This is a genomic window from Rhodococcus sp. PvR099, from assembly GCF_017833315.1.
Classification (GTDB): Bacteria; Actinomycetota; Actinomycetes; order Mycobacteriales; family Mycobacteriaceae; genus Rhodococcus_G; species Rhodococcus_G oryzae.
The window spans coordinates 3,211,518-3,226,861 of sequence record NZ_JAFIBV010000001.1; the positions used below are offsets into that span (position 1 = coordinate 3,211,518).

At 69.5% G+C, this 15,344-nt stretch carries 12 protein-coding genes and 1 pseudogene; 3 read left to right on the top strand and 10 right to left on the bottom strand.

Annotation, left to right across the window (positions count from 1 at the left end; all coding sequences use genetic code 11):
* Positions 1–8 precede the first annotated feature (8 nt).
* Both JOE46_RS14645 and JOE46_RS14650 read right to left on the bottom strand, forming a co-directional pair.
* Positions 9–794 carry a 2-keto-4-pentenoate hydratase gene (locus tag JOE46_RS14645; RefSeq protein WP_097214278.1) on the bottom strand — a complete coding sequence of 262 codons (786 nt, stop codon included), beginning with the start codon at positions 792–794 and terminating at the stop codon, positions 9–11.
* A 28-nt stretch (positions 795–822) separates the two neighbouring features.
* Positions 823–2,418: an FAD-binding protein gene (locus tag JOE46_RS14650; RefSeq protein WP_209927669.1), complete on the bottom strand. Its 1,596-nt coding sequence runs from the start codon at positions 2,416–2,418 to the stop codon at positions 823–825.
* A gap of 126 nt (positions 2,419–2,544) precedes the next feature.
* On the opposite strand from JOE46_RS14650, the gene kstD reads away from it, so the two are divergent.
* The 3 genes from kstD to JOE46_RS14665 all read left to right on the top strand — a co-directional run bounded on the left by kstD (position 2,545) and on the right by JOE46_RS14665 (position 7,025).
* Positions 2,545–4,269: a 3-oxosteroid 1-dehydrogenase gene (kstD, locus tag JOE46_RS14655; RefSeq protein WP_179800719.1), complete on the top strand. Its 1,725-nt coding sequence runs from the start codon at positions 2,545–2,547 to the stop codon at positions 4,267–4,269.
* A 12-nt stretch (positions 4,270–4,281) separates the two neighbouring features.
* Positions 4,282–5,142 carry a MaoC/PaaZ C-terminal domain-containing protein gene (locus JOE46_RS14660; RefSeq protein ID WP_209927671.1) on the top strand — a complete coding sequence of 287 codons (861 nt, stop codon included), beginning with the start codon at positions 4,282–4,284 and terminating at the stop codon, positions 5,140–5,142.
* 107 nt (positions 5,143–5,249) lie between these two features.
* Positions 5,250–7,025 carry a cholesterol oxidase substrate-binding domain-containing protein gene (locus JOE46_RS14665; RefSeq protein WP_097214274.1) on the top strand — a complete coding sequence of 592 codons (1,776 nt, stop codon included), beginning with the start codon at positions 5,250–5,252 and terminating at the stop codon, positions 7,023–7,025.
* 154 nt (positions 7,026–7,179) lie between these two features.
* On the opposite strand, the gene JOE46_RS14670 is transcribed toward JOE46_RS14665, so the two are convergent.
* The 8 genes and pseudogenes from JOE46_RS14670 to JOE46_RS26985 all read right to left on the bottom strand — a co-directional run bounded on the left by JOE46_RS14670 (position 7,180) and on the right by JOE46_RS26985 (position 15,285).
* Entirely contained in the window at positions 7,180–8,694 is a 1,515-nt protein-coding gene (locus JOE46_RS14670; protein WP_209927673.1) for a long-chain fatty acid--CoA ligase, read from the bottom strand.
* Positions 8,695–8,740: 46 nt separating this feature from the next.
* A complete protein-coding gene (locus JOE46_RS14675) occupies positions 8,741–10,369 on the bottom strand; it encodes an acyl-CoA dehydrogenase family protein (RefSeq protein WP_097214272.1) in 1,629 nt (542 codons plus the stop codon).
* Positions 10,370–10,435: 66 nt separating this feature from the next.
* Complete coding sequence (locus tag JOE46_RS14680) at positions 10,436–11,200, bottom strand: PaaX domain-containing protein, C- domain protein (RefSeq protein ID WP_209927675.1); 765 nt, start codon at positions 11,198–11,200, stop codon at positions 10,436–10,438.
* Between the two features lie 196 nt (positions 11,201–11,396).
* Positions 11,397–11,882 (bottom strand): hypothetical protein, encoded by a 486-nt coding sequence (locus JOE46_RS14685; RefSeq protein WP_209927677.1) that lies wholly within the window; start codon positions 11,880–11,882, stop codon positions 11,397–11,399.
* Positions 11,879–12,945, bottom strand: a pseudogene (locus JOE46_RS14690) (DUF58 domain-containing protein). The gene JOE46_RS14685 and the pseudogene JOE46_RS14690 overlap by 4 nt, the downstream one beginning before the upstream one ends.
* A complete protein-coding gene (locus tag JOE46_RS14695) occupies positions 12,942–13,901 on the bottom strand; it encodes a MoxR family ATPase (RefSeq protein ID WP_097214269.1) in 960 nt (319 codons plus the stop codon). The pseudogene JOE46_RS14690 and the gene JOE46_RS14695 overlap by 4 nt, the downstream one beginning before the upstream one ends.
* Positions 13,898–14,383, bottom strand: coding sequence for a hypothetical protein (locus tag JOE46_RS14700; protein WP_097214268.1), 486 nt, complete (start codon positions 14,381–14,383; stop codon positions 13,898–13,900). Before JOE46_RS14700 ends, JOE46_RS14695 begins: the two co-directional genes overlap by 4 nt.
* On the bottom strand, positions 14,365–15,285 hold the full coding sequence (locus JOE46_RS26985) for a DUF4129 domain-containing protein (protein ID WP_146179120.1): 921 nt from the start codon (positions 15,283–15,285) through the stop codon (positions 14,365–14,367). Before JOE46_RS26985 ends, JOE46_RS14700 begins: the two co-directional genes overlap by 19 nt.
* Between the last annotated feature and the right edge of the window lie 59 nt (positions 15,286–15,344).

Here is a 15,344-nt window from a genome sequence, read left to right on the forward strand (position 1 = left end):
GCTGTCTCCTACTTGAACTGTAGAGAAACGGAACCGAGCCCGCTGAACTCGGCGTGGAACCTGTCGCCTGGGCGGACGTCGAAGGCCCGGGTGCACGACCCCGGGAGCACGATGTCGCCCGCCTTCAGTTGCACCCCGAAGCCCTCGACCTCCTGGGCGAGCCAGGCCACGCCTGCCGCCGGGTTACCGAGGACGGCATCGCTGCATCCCTCCGCGACCAACTCGTCGTTGCGCAAGAGGGTGGCCTGGATAGCGGTGAGGTCGATGTCGCCGGGCCGGACGCGCTGGGCGCCGATCGCGTGACCGGCGTACGAGGCGTTGTCCGCGATGGTGTCGCAGATACCGATCTTCCACTCCCTGATCCGGGTGTCGATCAGCTCGATGGACGGCACCACGAACTCCGTCGCGGCGATCACGTCATCGACGGTGCACCCCGCGCCTGGCAGATCCGCCCCCAGGATGAAGGAGACCTCGACCTCCACGCGCGGCAACAGGAAGCGCGAGGTGTCCACCGGCTCACCCTCGCGCAGTTCCCGGTCGTCGAACAGGTGGCCGTAATCGGGCTCGTCGACGCCCATCATCTCGCGCATCGCTGCCGCGGTCAGGCCGACCTTGTGCCCGACCACCCTGGCACCCTCCGCCACCCGGCGGCGGATGTTGATCAGCTGGATCTCGTAGGCGTCCACGACATCGAGGTCCGGGTATTGCTCCGACAACGGATCGATCGCCAGATGATCCTTCTCTGCGGCGTCGAGACGATCCGCGATCTGGCTGCGCAACTCGGTCGTGAGCATCTTCGGTTCCCTTCGTCAGTACCTGGTGCTAGGCGGAGCCACCTTGCGCAGCATGCGCACCGGCCCGGCGGCCGGAGTAGATGCAGTCTGCTAGCGAAAGCCCGCTGACGTAGGAGTTCGAGCAGATCCCCACCGCGGTGCGGCCCGCCGCGTACAGCCCCGGAATGGCTTCGCCCGCAGTCGAGGTGACCTCACCGGTCGACTCGTCCACGACAAGGCCACCGAGGGTCAGCATCGGCAGCGGGTTGGTCAGGCTCTTCTTCAGCGACACGTCGAACAGTGAGAACGGCGCCGTCCGCACCGGCCGAACGAAGTCAGCAGGCTTGCCCATCGGGTCCGCCTCGCCCGCCGCGATCGCGTCATTGTGCGCCGCGACCGTCGCCGCCAGCCCGGCTGCGTCGATCCCGACCTTGGCCGCAACCTCTTCGAGGGTGTTCCCCGTGACGCCCTCGCCGCGAAGCAGGGTCTCGGCCTGGACGCGCTGGAACCACATGGTCTGGGTGCCCAGCTGCGAGCGCGCCTCCTTCACGAGGTCGGCGTCGGCCAGCAGCCACCCCTGCCCGGAGTTCTCGGCGATCATCGCGTACCCGAGCGCGGCCCCGTACCGGGACTCGTCGACCATCCGGTTGCCCTTCTCGTTCACGAGAACCGAGCTGAGGAAGGCGCTGGGCGGAACGATGAAACGCCAGGCCGAGATGTTGGAGAGCTTGTCGGTCGCGGCGCCGACGGCGGTACCCATCTGGATTCCGCTGCCGTCGTCGCCCGCCGTGCCGAGCGCAAGCCCGCCGCGATACTGCGGCGCGTGTTCGGCGACGAGTTCACGGTTCGCGATGAACCCGCCCGCGCTGAGCACCACGCCGGAACGGGCCTGGATGCGGATCGGCTTGGCGTACCGCGCCTCCATCTTCTCGATCTGCTTCTGCAGGATCTTGCGCATCGGCGGGTAGTAGATGCCCGGCTTGGCGGAGAGGGAGGTCAGCGCGGCATACCGCGCGCGCACCTGCTTGGGTGCGCCGCGAAGGCTCAGGCATTGGACCCCGACCACGGTCCCAGTCTCGTCCATGATCAGCTCTGTCGCACGGGATTGCTGTTCAAGCCTGACGCCGTTTGTCAGCGCGGAGGCGATCAGGGGCCCGTAGAGCATCTTGCCCGAGGTCCCCTTGCCCTTGGCCCGGTGTCCGCGGGGCGCCGGCTTCGCGATGTCGCGGAAGCCGCCCGCCGCCTCGCTACCCGAGTAGTACAGGTAGTGGCGGTTGCTCGGGTACGACGTCTTGTACGGGCACAGCGAGGCCTCGAACGGCACCCCGTGGCCGGACAGCCAGTCGATCATCGCGGGGCTCTGGTCGCAGAACTTGCGCAGCGTCTCCTCGCTGACGGCGTCCCCGACCTCGCGGCTGAGGTAGGCGAACATCGCGTCCGAGCTGTCGGCGACCCCGGCCTGTTTCTGGACCCAGGTCCCGCCGCCGGCATAGACGATGCCGCCCGAGATGGTGCTGGCCCCACCGCCGCTGTAGCGGTCGAGCGCGATCACATCCGCACCCGCCGCGACGGCCTCGAGAGCGGCGGAGACACCCGCGACGCCCACCCCGACTACAACGACATCCGCGGAGAGGTCCCAGGACACCGCGCACCACCTTCCGTCCGCCTGCAACGTGTTTTCGTTTGGTTCCGGTTGTCAAGACCCAGTTCGGCAATACTTCCTGGCAGAAAGCATGGACTGAGACCCACTTGATTCTATAACGTGTTCTACATGAGCAAGCAGGAATACGACATCGTCGTTGTCGGTAGCGGCGCGGCGGGCATGACCGCGGCCCTGACCGCCGCCCACCAGGGTTTGAGCGTCGTCATCGTCGAGAAGGCCGCCCATTACGGCGGCTCCACCGCCAGGTCCGGTGGCGGCGTCTGGATCCCCAACAACGAGGTGCTCGAGGCCGACGGTGTCACCGACACCCGCGAGGCAGCACGCGAGTACCTGCACAGCATCATCGGCGACGTCGTAGCGCCCGAGCGCATCGACACCTACCTCGACCGTGGGCCGGAGATGCTCTCGTTCGTGCTGAAGAACAGCGCACTGAAGCTGCAGTGGGTGCCCGGCTACTCGGACTACTACCCCGAGGCCCCCGGCGGACGTCTCGGCGGACGCTCCGTGGAGCCGTCGCCCTTCGACGGCAACCAGCTCGGCGACGACCGCAAGAACCTCGAGCCGGATTACGTCAAGGCTCCCAAGAACTTCGTCATCACGCAGGCCGACTACAAGTGGCTGAACCTGTTGATGCGCAACCGCCGTGGACCCGTGCGCGCGATGAAGGTCGGCATGCGCTTCCTGGCCGCCAAGGCCACCGGCAAGGACCTGCTGGTCCGCGGTCAAGCCCTGGTCGCGGGCATGCGCATCGGCCTGCGTGACGCGGGCGTGCCGATCCTGCTGAACACGCCGCTGACCGAGCTGTACACGGAAGACGGCGCCGTCCGCGGCGTGAAGGTGCTCGTCGACGGCGAGGAGCAGGTCATCCGCGCCAAGCACGGCGTCGTGCTTGGCTCCGGCGGGTTCGAGCACAACGAGGAGATGCGCAAGAAGTACCAGCGCGCCCCGATCACCACCGAGTGGACGGTCGGCGCCAAGGCGAACACCGGCGACGGCATCCTGGCGGGCCAGAACGTCGGTGCCGCAGTGGACTTCATGGACGACGCCTGGTGGGGTCCGTCCATCCCGCTGACCGGCGGCCCCTGGTTCGCCCTGTCCGAGCGGACCCTGCCCGGCTCGATGATGGTCAACACCGCAGGAAAGCGCTTCGGCAACGAGGCCGCCCCGTACGTCGAGGCCACCCACATGATGTACGGCGGCAAGTACGGCCAGGGCGAGGGCCCGGGCGAGAACATCCCGACCTGGATGATCCTGGACCAGCGCTACCGCAACCGCTACACCTTCGCGGGCATCACGCCGCGCTCCCCCTTCCCCGGCCGGTGGCTCAAGGCCGGCGTCGTGGTCAAGGCGGGCACCATCGCCGAACTCGCCGAGAAGACCGGACTGCCCGTCGACGCCCTCACCGAGACGGTCGAGCGCTTCAACGGGTTCGCGCGCAGCGGCAAGGACGAGGACTTCGGTCGCGGTGACAGTGGGTACGACGCCTACTACGGCGACCCGCGCCTGACGAACCCCAGCCTCGGGGAGATCAGCAAGGCCCCCTTCTACGCGATCAAGATGGTGCCGGGCGACCTCGGCACCAAGGGCGGCATCTGCACCGACACCGAGGGTCGCGCCCTGCGCGAGGACGGCACCGTGATCGAGGGCCTCTACGCGGCGGGCAACGCCAGCGCCCCCGTGATGGGTCACACCTACGCCGGTCCCGGCGCGACCATCGGTCCCGCGATGACCTTCGCGTACCTCGCGGTCCTTGACATCGCCGAGAAGGCGAAGTCGGGCACCGAGTCCGCTTCCGGCGTGAGCGCCGAATCCGCCACCGCCACTTCGAACTGACAGGAAGCCACGTTGCCCATCGACCCCAATATCGCGATCGGCGCCGAGCTGCCCACCCAGGAGTTCTCCTGGACCAGCTCGGACATGCAGCACTACCACCTCGGCATCGGAGCGGGCGCGCGCCCGCTCGACGCCAAGGAGCTGCGTTACCTCGAGGACGGCAAGCCTCAGGTGCTGCCGACCTTCGCCACCGTGGTGGCGAACTTCCATGCCACCGAGGCACCGAAGGTGTCCTTCCCCGGCGTGGAGATCGACCTCGCCAAGGTCGTGCACGGCAGCCAGGAAGTGACCGTGCACCAGCCGATTCCGGCCGAGGGAAATGCACGCACCACCACCCGGATCTCCGAGGTGTGGGACAAGGGCAAGGCCGCGGTCATCGTCCAGGAGTCCACCACCACGGACCTGGACGGGAATCCGCTGTGGACCGCACGCTCATCGATCTTCGCTCGCGGCGAGGGCGGCTTCGGCGGCGAGCGCGGCCCCTCGGAGTCCGTCACACTGCCCGACCGGTCCCCCGACTTCGAGGTCGAGGCGCCGATCCTGCCGCAGCAGGCGTTGCTGTACCGGATGTGCGGTGACCGGAACCCGTTGCACTCGGATCCCCAATTCGCCAGCGCAGCCGGCTTCCCTGCGCCTATCCTGCATGGGCTGTGCACGTACGGGATGGTCTGCAAGGCCGCTGTCGATGCCGCGTTGGACGCTGACACATCGAAGGTGAAGGGCTACAAGGCCCGCTTCGCCGGGGTGGTCTACCCGGGAGAGACCCTCAAGATCCGGATCTGGAAAGAAGCCGGCCAGTTGCTCATCTCGGCAAGCGTTCTCGAGCGCGACGACTCGCCGGCCCTGGCAGACGTGGTCCTCACGCTCGCCTGATCCAGCAAGAACGACTGGTCGGTCGGCCGTTCCCAGCACGGCCGACCGACCTACCCAGCACTGACGAACACAACTCCCCCTCTCTCACACACGACTGGAGTAAACGCATGCCGGAATCGAACGATAAGCGTCTCGGCTTATCAAGGCGGGGATTCCTCGCTGCAGGGGCGGGGGCCCTGGCAGCGACGGCGGCGGGCGCGTGGACGCCCGTCTACGCCATCCCGCTCGGCTCGTCGGGCTCGGCAGGCGGCTCGGGCTCGCTCGGCGGGCCGACACTCCCCGCGCCGCCGAGCTTCCCGGACGGCATCGAACTCGCGCAGCAGGCGTACCAGAACTGGTCCAAGGAGATCATGCTGGACTCCGTCTGGACCTGTCATCCCAAGTCGCCCGACGACGTCGTCCGCCTGGCGAACTGGGCGCACGCCAACGGGTACAAGATCCGTCCGCGCGGCGCCATGCACGGCTGGACCCCGCTGACCGTCGTCAACGGCGCCCCCGTCGACAAGGTCATCCTGGTCGACACGATGAAGCACCTCAACGGCGTCTCGGTCAACGCGGGCGGCGCCCCGGCGACCGTCACCGCGGGCCCGGGCGCCACCCTGGACGCGATCACCACCGCACTGCAGGCACAGGGCCTCGGCTTCGCGAACCTGCCCGCCCCGGGCGTGCTCTCGATCGCGGGCTCGCTTGCCGTGGATGCGCACGGCGCCGCCCTGCCCGCCAACGGACAGGCCACCACCCCGGGCCACACATACGGCTCGCTGAGCAACCTGGTGACCTCGCTGACCGCGGTGGTCTGGGACGGCTCCAAGTACGCGGAGAAGACCTACTCCCGCAACGATCCTCAGATCAAGCCCCTGCTGACCAACCTCGGCCGCACCTTCCTCACCTCGGTGACGCTGCAGGCGGGTCCGAACTTCCGGATGCGGTGCCAGAGCTACACCGACATCAAGTGGACCGAGATGTTCGGAGCCAAGGGCGCCTCGGGCCGCACCTTCGAGAGCTACGTCGCCTCCAACGGCGGCGTGGAGGCCATCTGGTACCCCTTCACCGAGAAGCCGTGGCTCAAGGTCTGGTCGGTCGCGCCCACCAAGCCCGCCGGGGCGCGCGAGGTCACCGGCCCGTACAACTACCCGTTCTCGGACAACCTGCCCGAGGCGGTCACCGACCTTCTCGGACAGATGAACTCGGGTCTGCCCGGCATCGCGCCTGCGTTCGGCAACATCATGTACACGACCACGGTCGCCGGGCTCGCCGCGACCGGCGCCAACGACATCTGGGGCTGGTCGAAGGACATCCAGTTCTACATCAAGGCCACCACCCTCCGCCTGACCGAGGGCGGCGGCGCGGTCATCACCAACCGAGCCAACATCGGTCAGGTCATCCACGACTTCACCCACTGGTTCAACGAGCGCATCGAGTTCTACAAGGCGAAGGGTCAGTACCCGCTCAACGGTCCCGTCGAGATCCGCTGCTGCGGCCTCGACCAGGCCGCGGACGTCAAGGTCCCCTCGGCAGGCGCGCCGACCATCTCCGCGATGCGTCCGCGCCCGGACCACCCCGAGTGGGACACCGCCATCTGGCTGAACGTGCTCGGCGTCCCGGGTACCCCCGGCATGTTCGAGTTCTACCGCGAGATGGAGCAGTGGATGCGCTCGCACTACACGGGCAACGACTACACCTTCCGCCCCGAGTGGTCGAAGGGCTGGGCGTTCGGCGCGGACCCGTACACCGACGGCGGGATCATCAGCGGCGCCCTACCGCAGAGCTACCGCGACGGTGTGCCCGCGAGCGACAACTGGGACAGCGCGCGGGCGGCGTTCAACACGCTCGACCCGCACCGGATCTACAGCAACTCCTTCATGGATCAGCTGCTGCCGTAGCGCAGAGATCCCCGTTCCACCGACGCCGGTGGTGCCCGCGAACCCGCGCGGGCACCACCGGCGTCCGCGTTCGCGGGGTGAGGAACTCACCACGGCATGACGACGGCCGGCCGTGGCAGCGCCACGACCGGCCGTCGTCACTCGATCTGTTCGGCTATCCGTCGGACATGGTGGCGGACAGCCGATCACGCAGAGCGTTCTTCTGGATCTTTCCCGTCGCGGTGGTCGGCAGCGCAGCGAGGAAGCACACACTGGTCGGCGTCTTGAATCCGGCCAGGCGTTGGCGGGCAAACGCGATGACCTCCTCCTCGGTGAGGGTTTCGCCGTCCTTGGCGACCACGAACGCCACCGGGGTCTCACCCCACTTCGCGTGTGCGGCACCGACCACGGCCACGTCGCGCACCTGGGGCATCTGCGCGATCGCCAGCTCGACCTCGCGGGTGTAGACGTTCTCCCCGCCGCTGATCAGCATGTCCTTGCGTCGGTCGACCAGGGTGATGAAGCCGTCCTCGTCGGCCCAGCCCAGGTCGCCGGAGTGGAACCAGCCGCCGCGCAACGCTTCGGCCGACTCCTCGGGGCGCATCCAGTACCCGACGAACACGTTGTCGCCCCGGACGAGGAGTTCGCCAACGGTGCCGGCGGGCAGGTCCTGGTCCCGGTCGTCCACGATCCGGGTCTCGATGCCGAACAACGACCGGCCGATGGACCCGGCCTTGGTGCGAACGTGCTCGGCGTCGAGCTTCGCGACCGACGGCGCGCACTCGGTCATCCCGAAGCCCTCCTCGATCGGGATGCCGAGATCGGCGAAGAACTCGAGCACCGCCATCGGCGCGGGCGCCCCGGAGATGAGCGCGCAGTCCAGCGAGGACAGGTCGTAGCGCTCGAGATCGGGCACCGCCGTCAGCGCCTGCCACATGGTCGGCACGAGCAGCAGCTGCGTCGCCCGTTCCTTGGCCACCAGCTCCAGGACGACGGTCGGGTCGAACGACGGCAGGATCACGTTGCGGGCGCCCAGGTAGATGAAGGGCAGCGTGTGCAGCCCCAGCCCGCCCATGTGGAACATCGGCAGCGCGGTGATGGTGACATCGCTCTTGCGCAGCCCGAACGCCGAGGTGACGGCGACGGCGTTCGCCCGCAGGTTCTCGTGCGTGAGCATCGCCCCCTTGGGGCGGCCGGTGGTGCCCGAGGTGTACATGATCACCGCCACGTCGTGCCGGTCGACCTGCGAGGGCACCGGCACCGAGCTCCCGTCGGACAGCAGGGTGTCGTACTCGTCGCCCAGGGTCACGACGTCGCGCACCCGCACCCCCGGCTCGGTCAACGCGTCCGGCACCTGGCTGAACTGCCCGTGCGCGAACAAGAGCTCCGCGCCGAGATCGGCCAGCACGTACCCGATCTCCGGCGCGGTCAGGCGCACGTTGATCGGCGTGAAGATCGCCCCGAGCTTTGCGCTCGCGAACAGGATCTCCAGGCACTCCACCGAGGACGCGACGACGGCCGCGACCCGATCCCCGCGCCGGACCCCGAACCGACCACGAAGCTGGTTGGCCAGTCGGTCGGTGCGGTCGTTGAACTCGCCGTACGTCCAGGAACGCTCGCCGTAGACGAACGCGACCTTGCCCCCGCTCAGCTGGGCGCGCTGGACCGCCCACTCACCGATTCCCTGCATTGTCGACTCCCTTGCGTTGTATGGGTCCGGCTCGGAATGTGGTCGCTCAGCCGACCTTCGGGGTGATGCGGCCGAGGATCGCCGCGAAGTCGACACCGCCGGGCAGGGTGCCGTAGACGCTGCCCCGGTCACCGTCGAGGCGGGTCGCGATGAACGCGTCGGAGACGGCCGGGTCGCCGAACCGGACCAGCAGCGATGCCTGCAGAACCAGTGCCATCCGTTCGATGACCCGGCGGGCCAGGACCTCAGCGCCCGCGAGATCGGTGAGCTGGGCCTGGATCTCGGCAACGGCGCGCTGGATGCTGGGCTCGGGGCCCGCGAGGGCGACCTCGGCGAAGAACGCCTCGACGGACTGCGGGCTCTTGGCCATGGCACGCAGCACGTCGAGTGCCGCCACGTTGCCGCTGCCTTCCCAGATGCCGTTGAGCGGGGACTCGCGGAAGAGCCGCGGCATCTGCGACTCCTCGATGAAGCCGTTGCCGCCGAAGCACTCCAGCGACTCCGCCGCGTGCGCGGGCCACCGCTTGCACACCCAGTACTTCCCGATCGCCAGCGCCAGCCGGAGGAACCGGGACTCCGCCTCGTCACCGCGGGTGGACCGGTCGTGCGCTCCGGCCAGGCGCATCATCAGCAGCGACGCGGCCTCGGATTCGACCGTCAGATCCGAGAGCACGTTGCGCATCAGGGGCTGATCGATCAGGTAGGCGCCGAATGCCTTGCGGTAGGTCGCGTGATGCGCGGCCTGGGTGACGCCGCGGCGCATGCCCGACGCCGCGCCGATCAGGCAGTCCAGTCGCGTCATGTTGACCATCTTGATGATGGTCGGCACGCCCCGGCCTTCCTCGCCGATCCGCCAGCCGACCGCGTTCTGGTACTCGATCTCGCCGGACGGGTTCGACCGGTTGCCCAGCTTGTCCTTGAGCCGCATCAACCGCACGTCGTTGAGGGTGCCGTCGGGCAGGACGCGCGGCACCAGGAAGCAGGTGACGCCCGCGTCCGTCTGCGCGAGGGCCAGATAGAGATCGGCCATGGTGGCGGAGGTGAACCACTTGTGACCGATGATCCGATAGCTGCCGTCCGGCTGCGCGATCGCCCGCGTGGTGTTCGCACGGATGTCGGAGCCGCCCTGCTTCTCGGTCATGGACATCGTCGCGAGCAGGCCGGCCTTGCCGAGGGGAGCCTTCAGGCCCGACTCGTAGAAGCCGTTGGACAGCAGCGGCTCGTAGGTGGCCGCCAACTCCGGGTTGTCCCGCAGGGCGGGGATCGCGGCGTACGTCGCCGAGATCGGGCAGGTGTGACCGGCCTCGACGTTCGACCACACGTAGAACTTCGCGGCGCGGGCGACATGGCTGCCTGCGCGGTCGTCCGACCACGGCGCGCCGTGCAGGCCGTTGGCCACCGCGGTGGACAGGAGGTTGTGCCAGGCCGGGTGGAACTCGATGTCGTCGATCCGGTGGCCGAAGCGGTCGTAGGGCCGCAGAATCGGCGGGTTCTCGTTGGCCAGCCGTCCCCAGTCCTGCACCTCGGCGGTGCCCGCCAGCTCACCGAGCGCGCTCACCTCGCCCACGGACCATTCGGCGCCCTCGCGGACGAGCCCGTCCATCAGCGTCTGGTCGTCGGCCACGTTGTGGCCCTCGAGCGGGTTGGCCTGATTGAAAACCTCATGCGTCTGCATGGCTGCCTCCTTCGACTATGCGAGGGACATTACGTTTTTCAAACAGTCGATGTCAATGAGTAATATTCAGCTCTCCGAACCGTCTCCCACCTCGGGGATCGCGACAAACTCCTCCTGATAGGCGGCCCACGCCACGTGCACACGCTCCGCGTTCCACGGGCGCGGCTGAAGCTGAGGCGGCAAGACGGGATCGGTGAGCAGGTGGCGCACGATCGCGGTGGCCACCGTGAAACGGTCGACAGCGCTGACGGCGAGATCCATCAGGTCGAGCAGCCGACCGGACTCCGCCTCCCAGGCGGAGAGGTCCCACAGCTGGGCGGCCAACTCCTCGGCGCCGCCGTCCGGCCGACCCCGCATCGTCTGCACCGGCTGGTCCGCCAGGTTCAGCGGGCGAATCAGGTTCGCCGGACGCAGCCACACCCCCTCGCGCAACTCGGCCAAGCGCAGTCGCGACAGCCGGGACCGGAGGGTGACCCGGTCGCCGGGATCTCGCCCGGTCCCGGTCACGACCACGATCTCCCACTCCCCGTCCCAGGCCCTGGTGTCCTGCTGCACCTCGTGGAGCACCCGCTGACGCCGCTCGAGCAGCGACGAACTCAGGTGGAATCCGTCGGCGGTCCGGATCAGGTCACCGCCGGTGACCATCCGGCTCAGCGCGACCCTGGCAGCGGACTCCTTGATGCCGAAGGCTCCCGCCGCACGAACCACCTGCGCCGGGGTGGGTCGAGCCGGATGGTTGCTGACGAGCAGGCTGAGGATCACGCCACGCGCCGTCAGACGTGGGAGGTGTTCCTCCAGGTCCAACGCCGAAGAATCGGTGGTGCCGTCCACGTACTGATGCTCCTTGCTGTGGGTGTGAGGCAGTCGCGCCACCCCGATTGTCACCGGGTGGCCGATCACGAACGACCCTGTCGAACTCGATCTCACTGCCGTGGGTACTTCGCCCAACCGTAGGACCAGATCGGACCCAGACCTCCCGGTGGGTGCGCGCGCCTGGTTCGCCGCAGGGTCCGCGCGGCCCGGCCGCTCAGTCCACCAGATGCCGATCACCGGTACTACCAACCCGTTTCGTCGAGGCATAGGGCGCGAGCACCAACGCATACACCGCCAGGCAGGCGATCGGCCCGACCAGCGGCAGCCAGGCGATCTCGAAGGGCAAAAGGAACACCGACACCGCCGCGCCTGCGGTCACGACCGCCACCGCGAGCACCAGTCCCACCTCGGTAACCGCGGTCCCAGGGGTGTGCGCGGCATGAGCGGCCAGCACGAACACCGTCGCCCCGACTCCGGCGAGGCCCGCCTGCACCGGCGTGGGCTCGCCGAGCGCCAACGCGAGCAGCGCGCACTGCACTGCACAGACCACGGCCACCCGGCTCCACCTCGCGGCGAGCACCCCCACGGCGGAGAGCCCGGCCGCGATCAGTGCAGGCGCCTGCGCGTGCGGAACGACGGCGGCGCTCATCGAGAAGCCGGCCCCGAGGGCCATCACGCTCGGTCCGGTGAACCCCGTCATCGCGGCACCACCACCCGCCTGCCCCGACGGCCGATCCCGGCCAGTACACGATCAAGGGACGAATCACCCTGCCAGCCAACGACATCGATCCCCAGGACGCCGAGATCCCGATACATGTTTCGGCGTTCGAGCCGCCACATCCTCGCGACGGTCGGATCGAGCTCGTCCGAGAACGGCGGACCCGCGAGCACGTCCACCACGGCCACGGTGCGGCCCCGCTTGCGGAGGTCGATGAGCGCCAGGGCGAAGTCCGTGTCCAGCAGCGTGGTGAAGGCGACCACCGCGGCGCCGGGCGGCACGGCGGGCCTCGGCACGAGCGTGCCCTCGAGCGGCACGGTGCGCTCCCCGGCCCCGAGCACGGCCTCGACGAGGCGATAGAACTGCCGACGACCGAGATCCGGTGCGAGCCATCGCGATCGGGCTCCGAGCACGACGACCGCGGTGCGGTCACCACGCCGAAGAGCCGCCTGCGCGACCTGACAACCGCCGCGCACCGACCGATCCAGGCTCTCGCTCGCGGGCCCGGGCGCCTGCGGGTGTGCGTCGATCAACACCACGACGTCCGCCGCTCGGTCCGTCCTACGTTCGGTGACGTGCAGGGCACGACGACGCGCACTCACCGGCCAGTTCACCGCTCGCAGTTGGTCGCCGGGGACGTAGGCGCGGATGTCGGCGTACTCCACCCCTGGCCCGTGCCGTGCGGTCGGATGCGCCCCGAACCGATCGGGCAGGTCCGTCGGGGGGATCCCCGGCTGGTTCGGATCCACCAGTGGGAACACATCGACCGTGGCCACCTCGGCCACCGCCACGCCCACCAACAACCCGCCCGCCGCGGTCGCGTCGACTCTCCCTCGAACAGCCGGACCGTCGTGGGCTCGCCGCGCACGGTCACGCGATCGACGGGGCGCGGCAGCAGTGCGCGAGCCGCGAGCGCGCCGAGGATGGGGGCGACGAAGGCCAGCAGCTCCGGCCTGCCGCCGACGAGCGCGACGACCAGAGCGGTGGCCGCGCACGTCGCCAGCGCCGCCGCCGCGGGCGAGGCCCGCCACTCGATCGCGCTCACGTGCTCGCCCTCGGCACCGGCAGCCGGCGCAGGATGTCGGCGACCACCTCCTCCGCGTGGATCCGGCGTACCCACATCTCCGGTCGCAGCGAGATCCGGTGCGCCATCGCGGGCGCGGCCAGCGCCTTGACGTCCTCGGGGATGACGTAGTCCCGACCGCCCAGGAGCGCCCGCGCCCGGGCGAGCTGGACGAGATCGAGCTCGGCCCGCGGGCTCGCGCCGACCTCCACCTGGGGGTGCGAGCGGGTCGCGGCCGCCAGCGAGACCACGTAGCGGAGCACGTCCGGATGCACCGAGACCTGCTCGACGCTGCCGCGCATGGCGTGCAGTTCCTCGGCCGTCACGATCGCCCGGACGGTCACGGTGTCGGCGCCCCGGTCCAGGCGGCGCTGCAGCATCTCCTGCTCGTCCGCGGCGCCGAGGTATCCCACCCGCAGCCGCAGCATGAACCTGTCGAGCTGCGCCTCGGGCAGCGGATAGGTGCCCTCGTACTCGATCGGGTTGTCGGTGGCGAGGACGATGAACGGATCCGGCAGCCTCCGGGTGACGCCGTCGATGCTCACCTGCCCCTCCGCCATCGATTCCAACAGTGCCGCTTGTGTTTTCGGCGGCGTGCGGTTGATCTCGTCGGCGAGGAGGACATTGGTGAACACCGGTCCGGCGCGGAACTCGAACCGTCCCGACTGCATGTCATAGACGGTCGAGCCGAGCAGGTCGGCTGGCAGCAGATCGGGCGTGAACTGGACACGGGTGAACTCCAGACCCAGCGCCGCCGCGAAGGATCGCGCGATCAGCGTCTTGCCCAACCCCGGCAGGTCCTCGATCAGCACGTGCCCACCGGCGAGGACCACCAGCAGCACGGTCGTGATCGCCTCCCGCTTGCCGACCACGGCCCGTTCGACCTCGGCGAGGACCGCCCCGGCTCTGGCCGTGGTGGCCTGCGTCGCGGCGGTCACAGCTGCTCCAGTCGGGTCAGGATGCGCTCGAGTGCGCCGCGCCCGGGGCCGGGCCCATCCGGATCGCCCGCGCGCGCCCCGGCCGGGTCCACCCACCGCCACAGGTCGGCGCCGAACATCGCCGCCCCTGCCGCTTCGATCTCGGCATGACCACGGGGTGCACGCGGTCCGCTCACGTGCACGAACTCGCGGGCGAGCAGTGGTCGCAGGTGCCGGTCCCAGTCCGCGCACGAACCGTCCGCCCAGCTCACCAGCGTCTCCGTGCGCAGCCGCCAGCGACGCAACATCTCCTCCTGGGAGTTCAGTGGCGCGGCGACCTCTCCCGCCGCCGGTGCCGCGTCGACGGTTCGGCGCATCGCGAAGATCACGACGGCGGCCGACGCTCCGACCGCGATCAGCGAGGCCGCAGGCGCCCCCGCCCGCAGCGCGATCGCCTCCAGCGCCGCGACGAGGAGGATCCCGATCACGGCGACGCGACGCATCGCGTCTCCCTCAGCTCGGCCAGGACCGCGCGCAACAATTCCGCCGCGGTACTCCGGTTCTGCTCGGTCATCTCGTGCCCGCTGAACCTGGCCTCCTCGAAGAGCCCGACCAGCGCCGTGGCGCTCTCCCGGTGCAGCACGCCGTGGCGTACCGCACGTGCCAGCACCTCCGACGGGGTGTCGGACGCGAGCGGCGCGGCGTCGGGGGCCGCACCCAGACCGCGTTCCATCGCCAGGTAGCAGGCGATGATGGCCGATCGGGGGTCGGCCCCGGTGTTCGCGACCGCGACGAGGCCCAGTTCCGCTGCGCGCCGCAAGGATTCGGCGGCCGCGCGCCTAGCCGCGGGGACGGCGTCCTCCTCGCGGGCATCGCTCCGATCAGGCAACAGGAGCCGCGCGCGGGCAACGGCCCCGGCCAACAGCAGCGCGGTCAACAGCGGCAACACCAGCAGGACGTCCGGCCAGATCTCGCTGCCCCGCGGCGCCGGTGGCTGTCCGACCGCTGACACAGTCGGATCCGTCGCACCGCCATTCGGATCAGTGGGGGCCGCCCGGTCCCGGTTCGGTGCGAGGGCGAGCGCAGCGACCACCACCAGTCCCGCGAACCCGAACCATGCCGCCCCCTGCCACCACCGGCCGGGCGCCGCGCGATGGCCGATCCACGTCGGCGCCGGCCGCACGGGCCTACGCGAGGGGCCCAGTACCAGCACCGCTACGAGGGCGACCGCGGCCACCAGGACCGCGAGGGCGGCGATGACGAGCATCGCGACCAGCGCGGCCCTTCCGTCAGACCTGGGTGGCGCCGTCGGCTGCTCGATCTCGGGCAGGTAGCCGCGGAGCGCAAGGACGCTCACCACGATCAACGCGATAACCGTGGCAGTGCGACCGACCGCCGTGCCCACCACTCCATCGTCGCACGGCGCCCGCACGGGATCGATGGATGCGCGCAGGTCGATCCGCG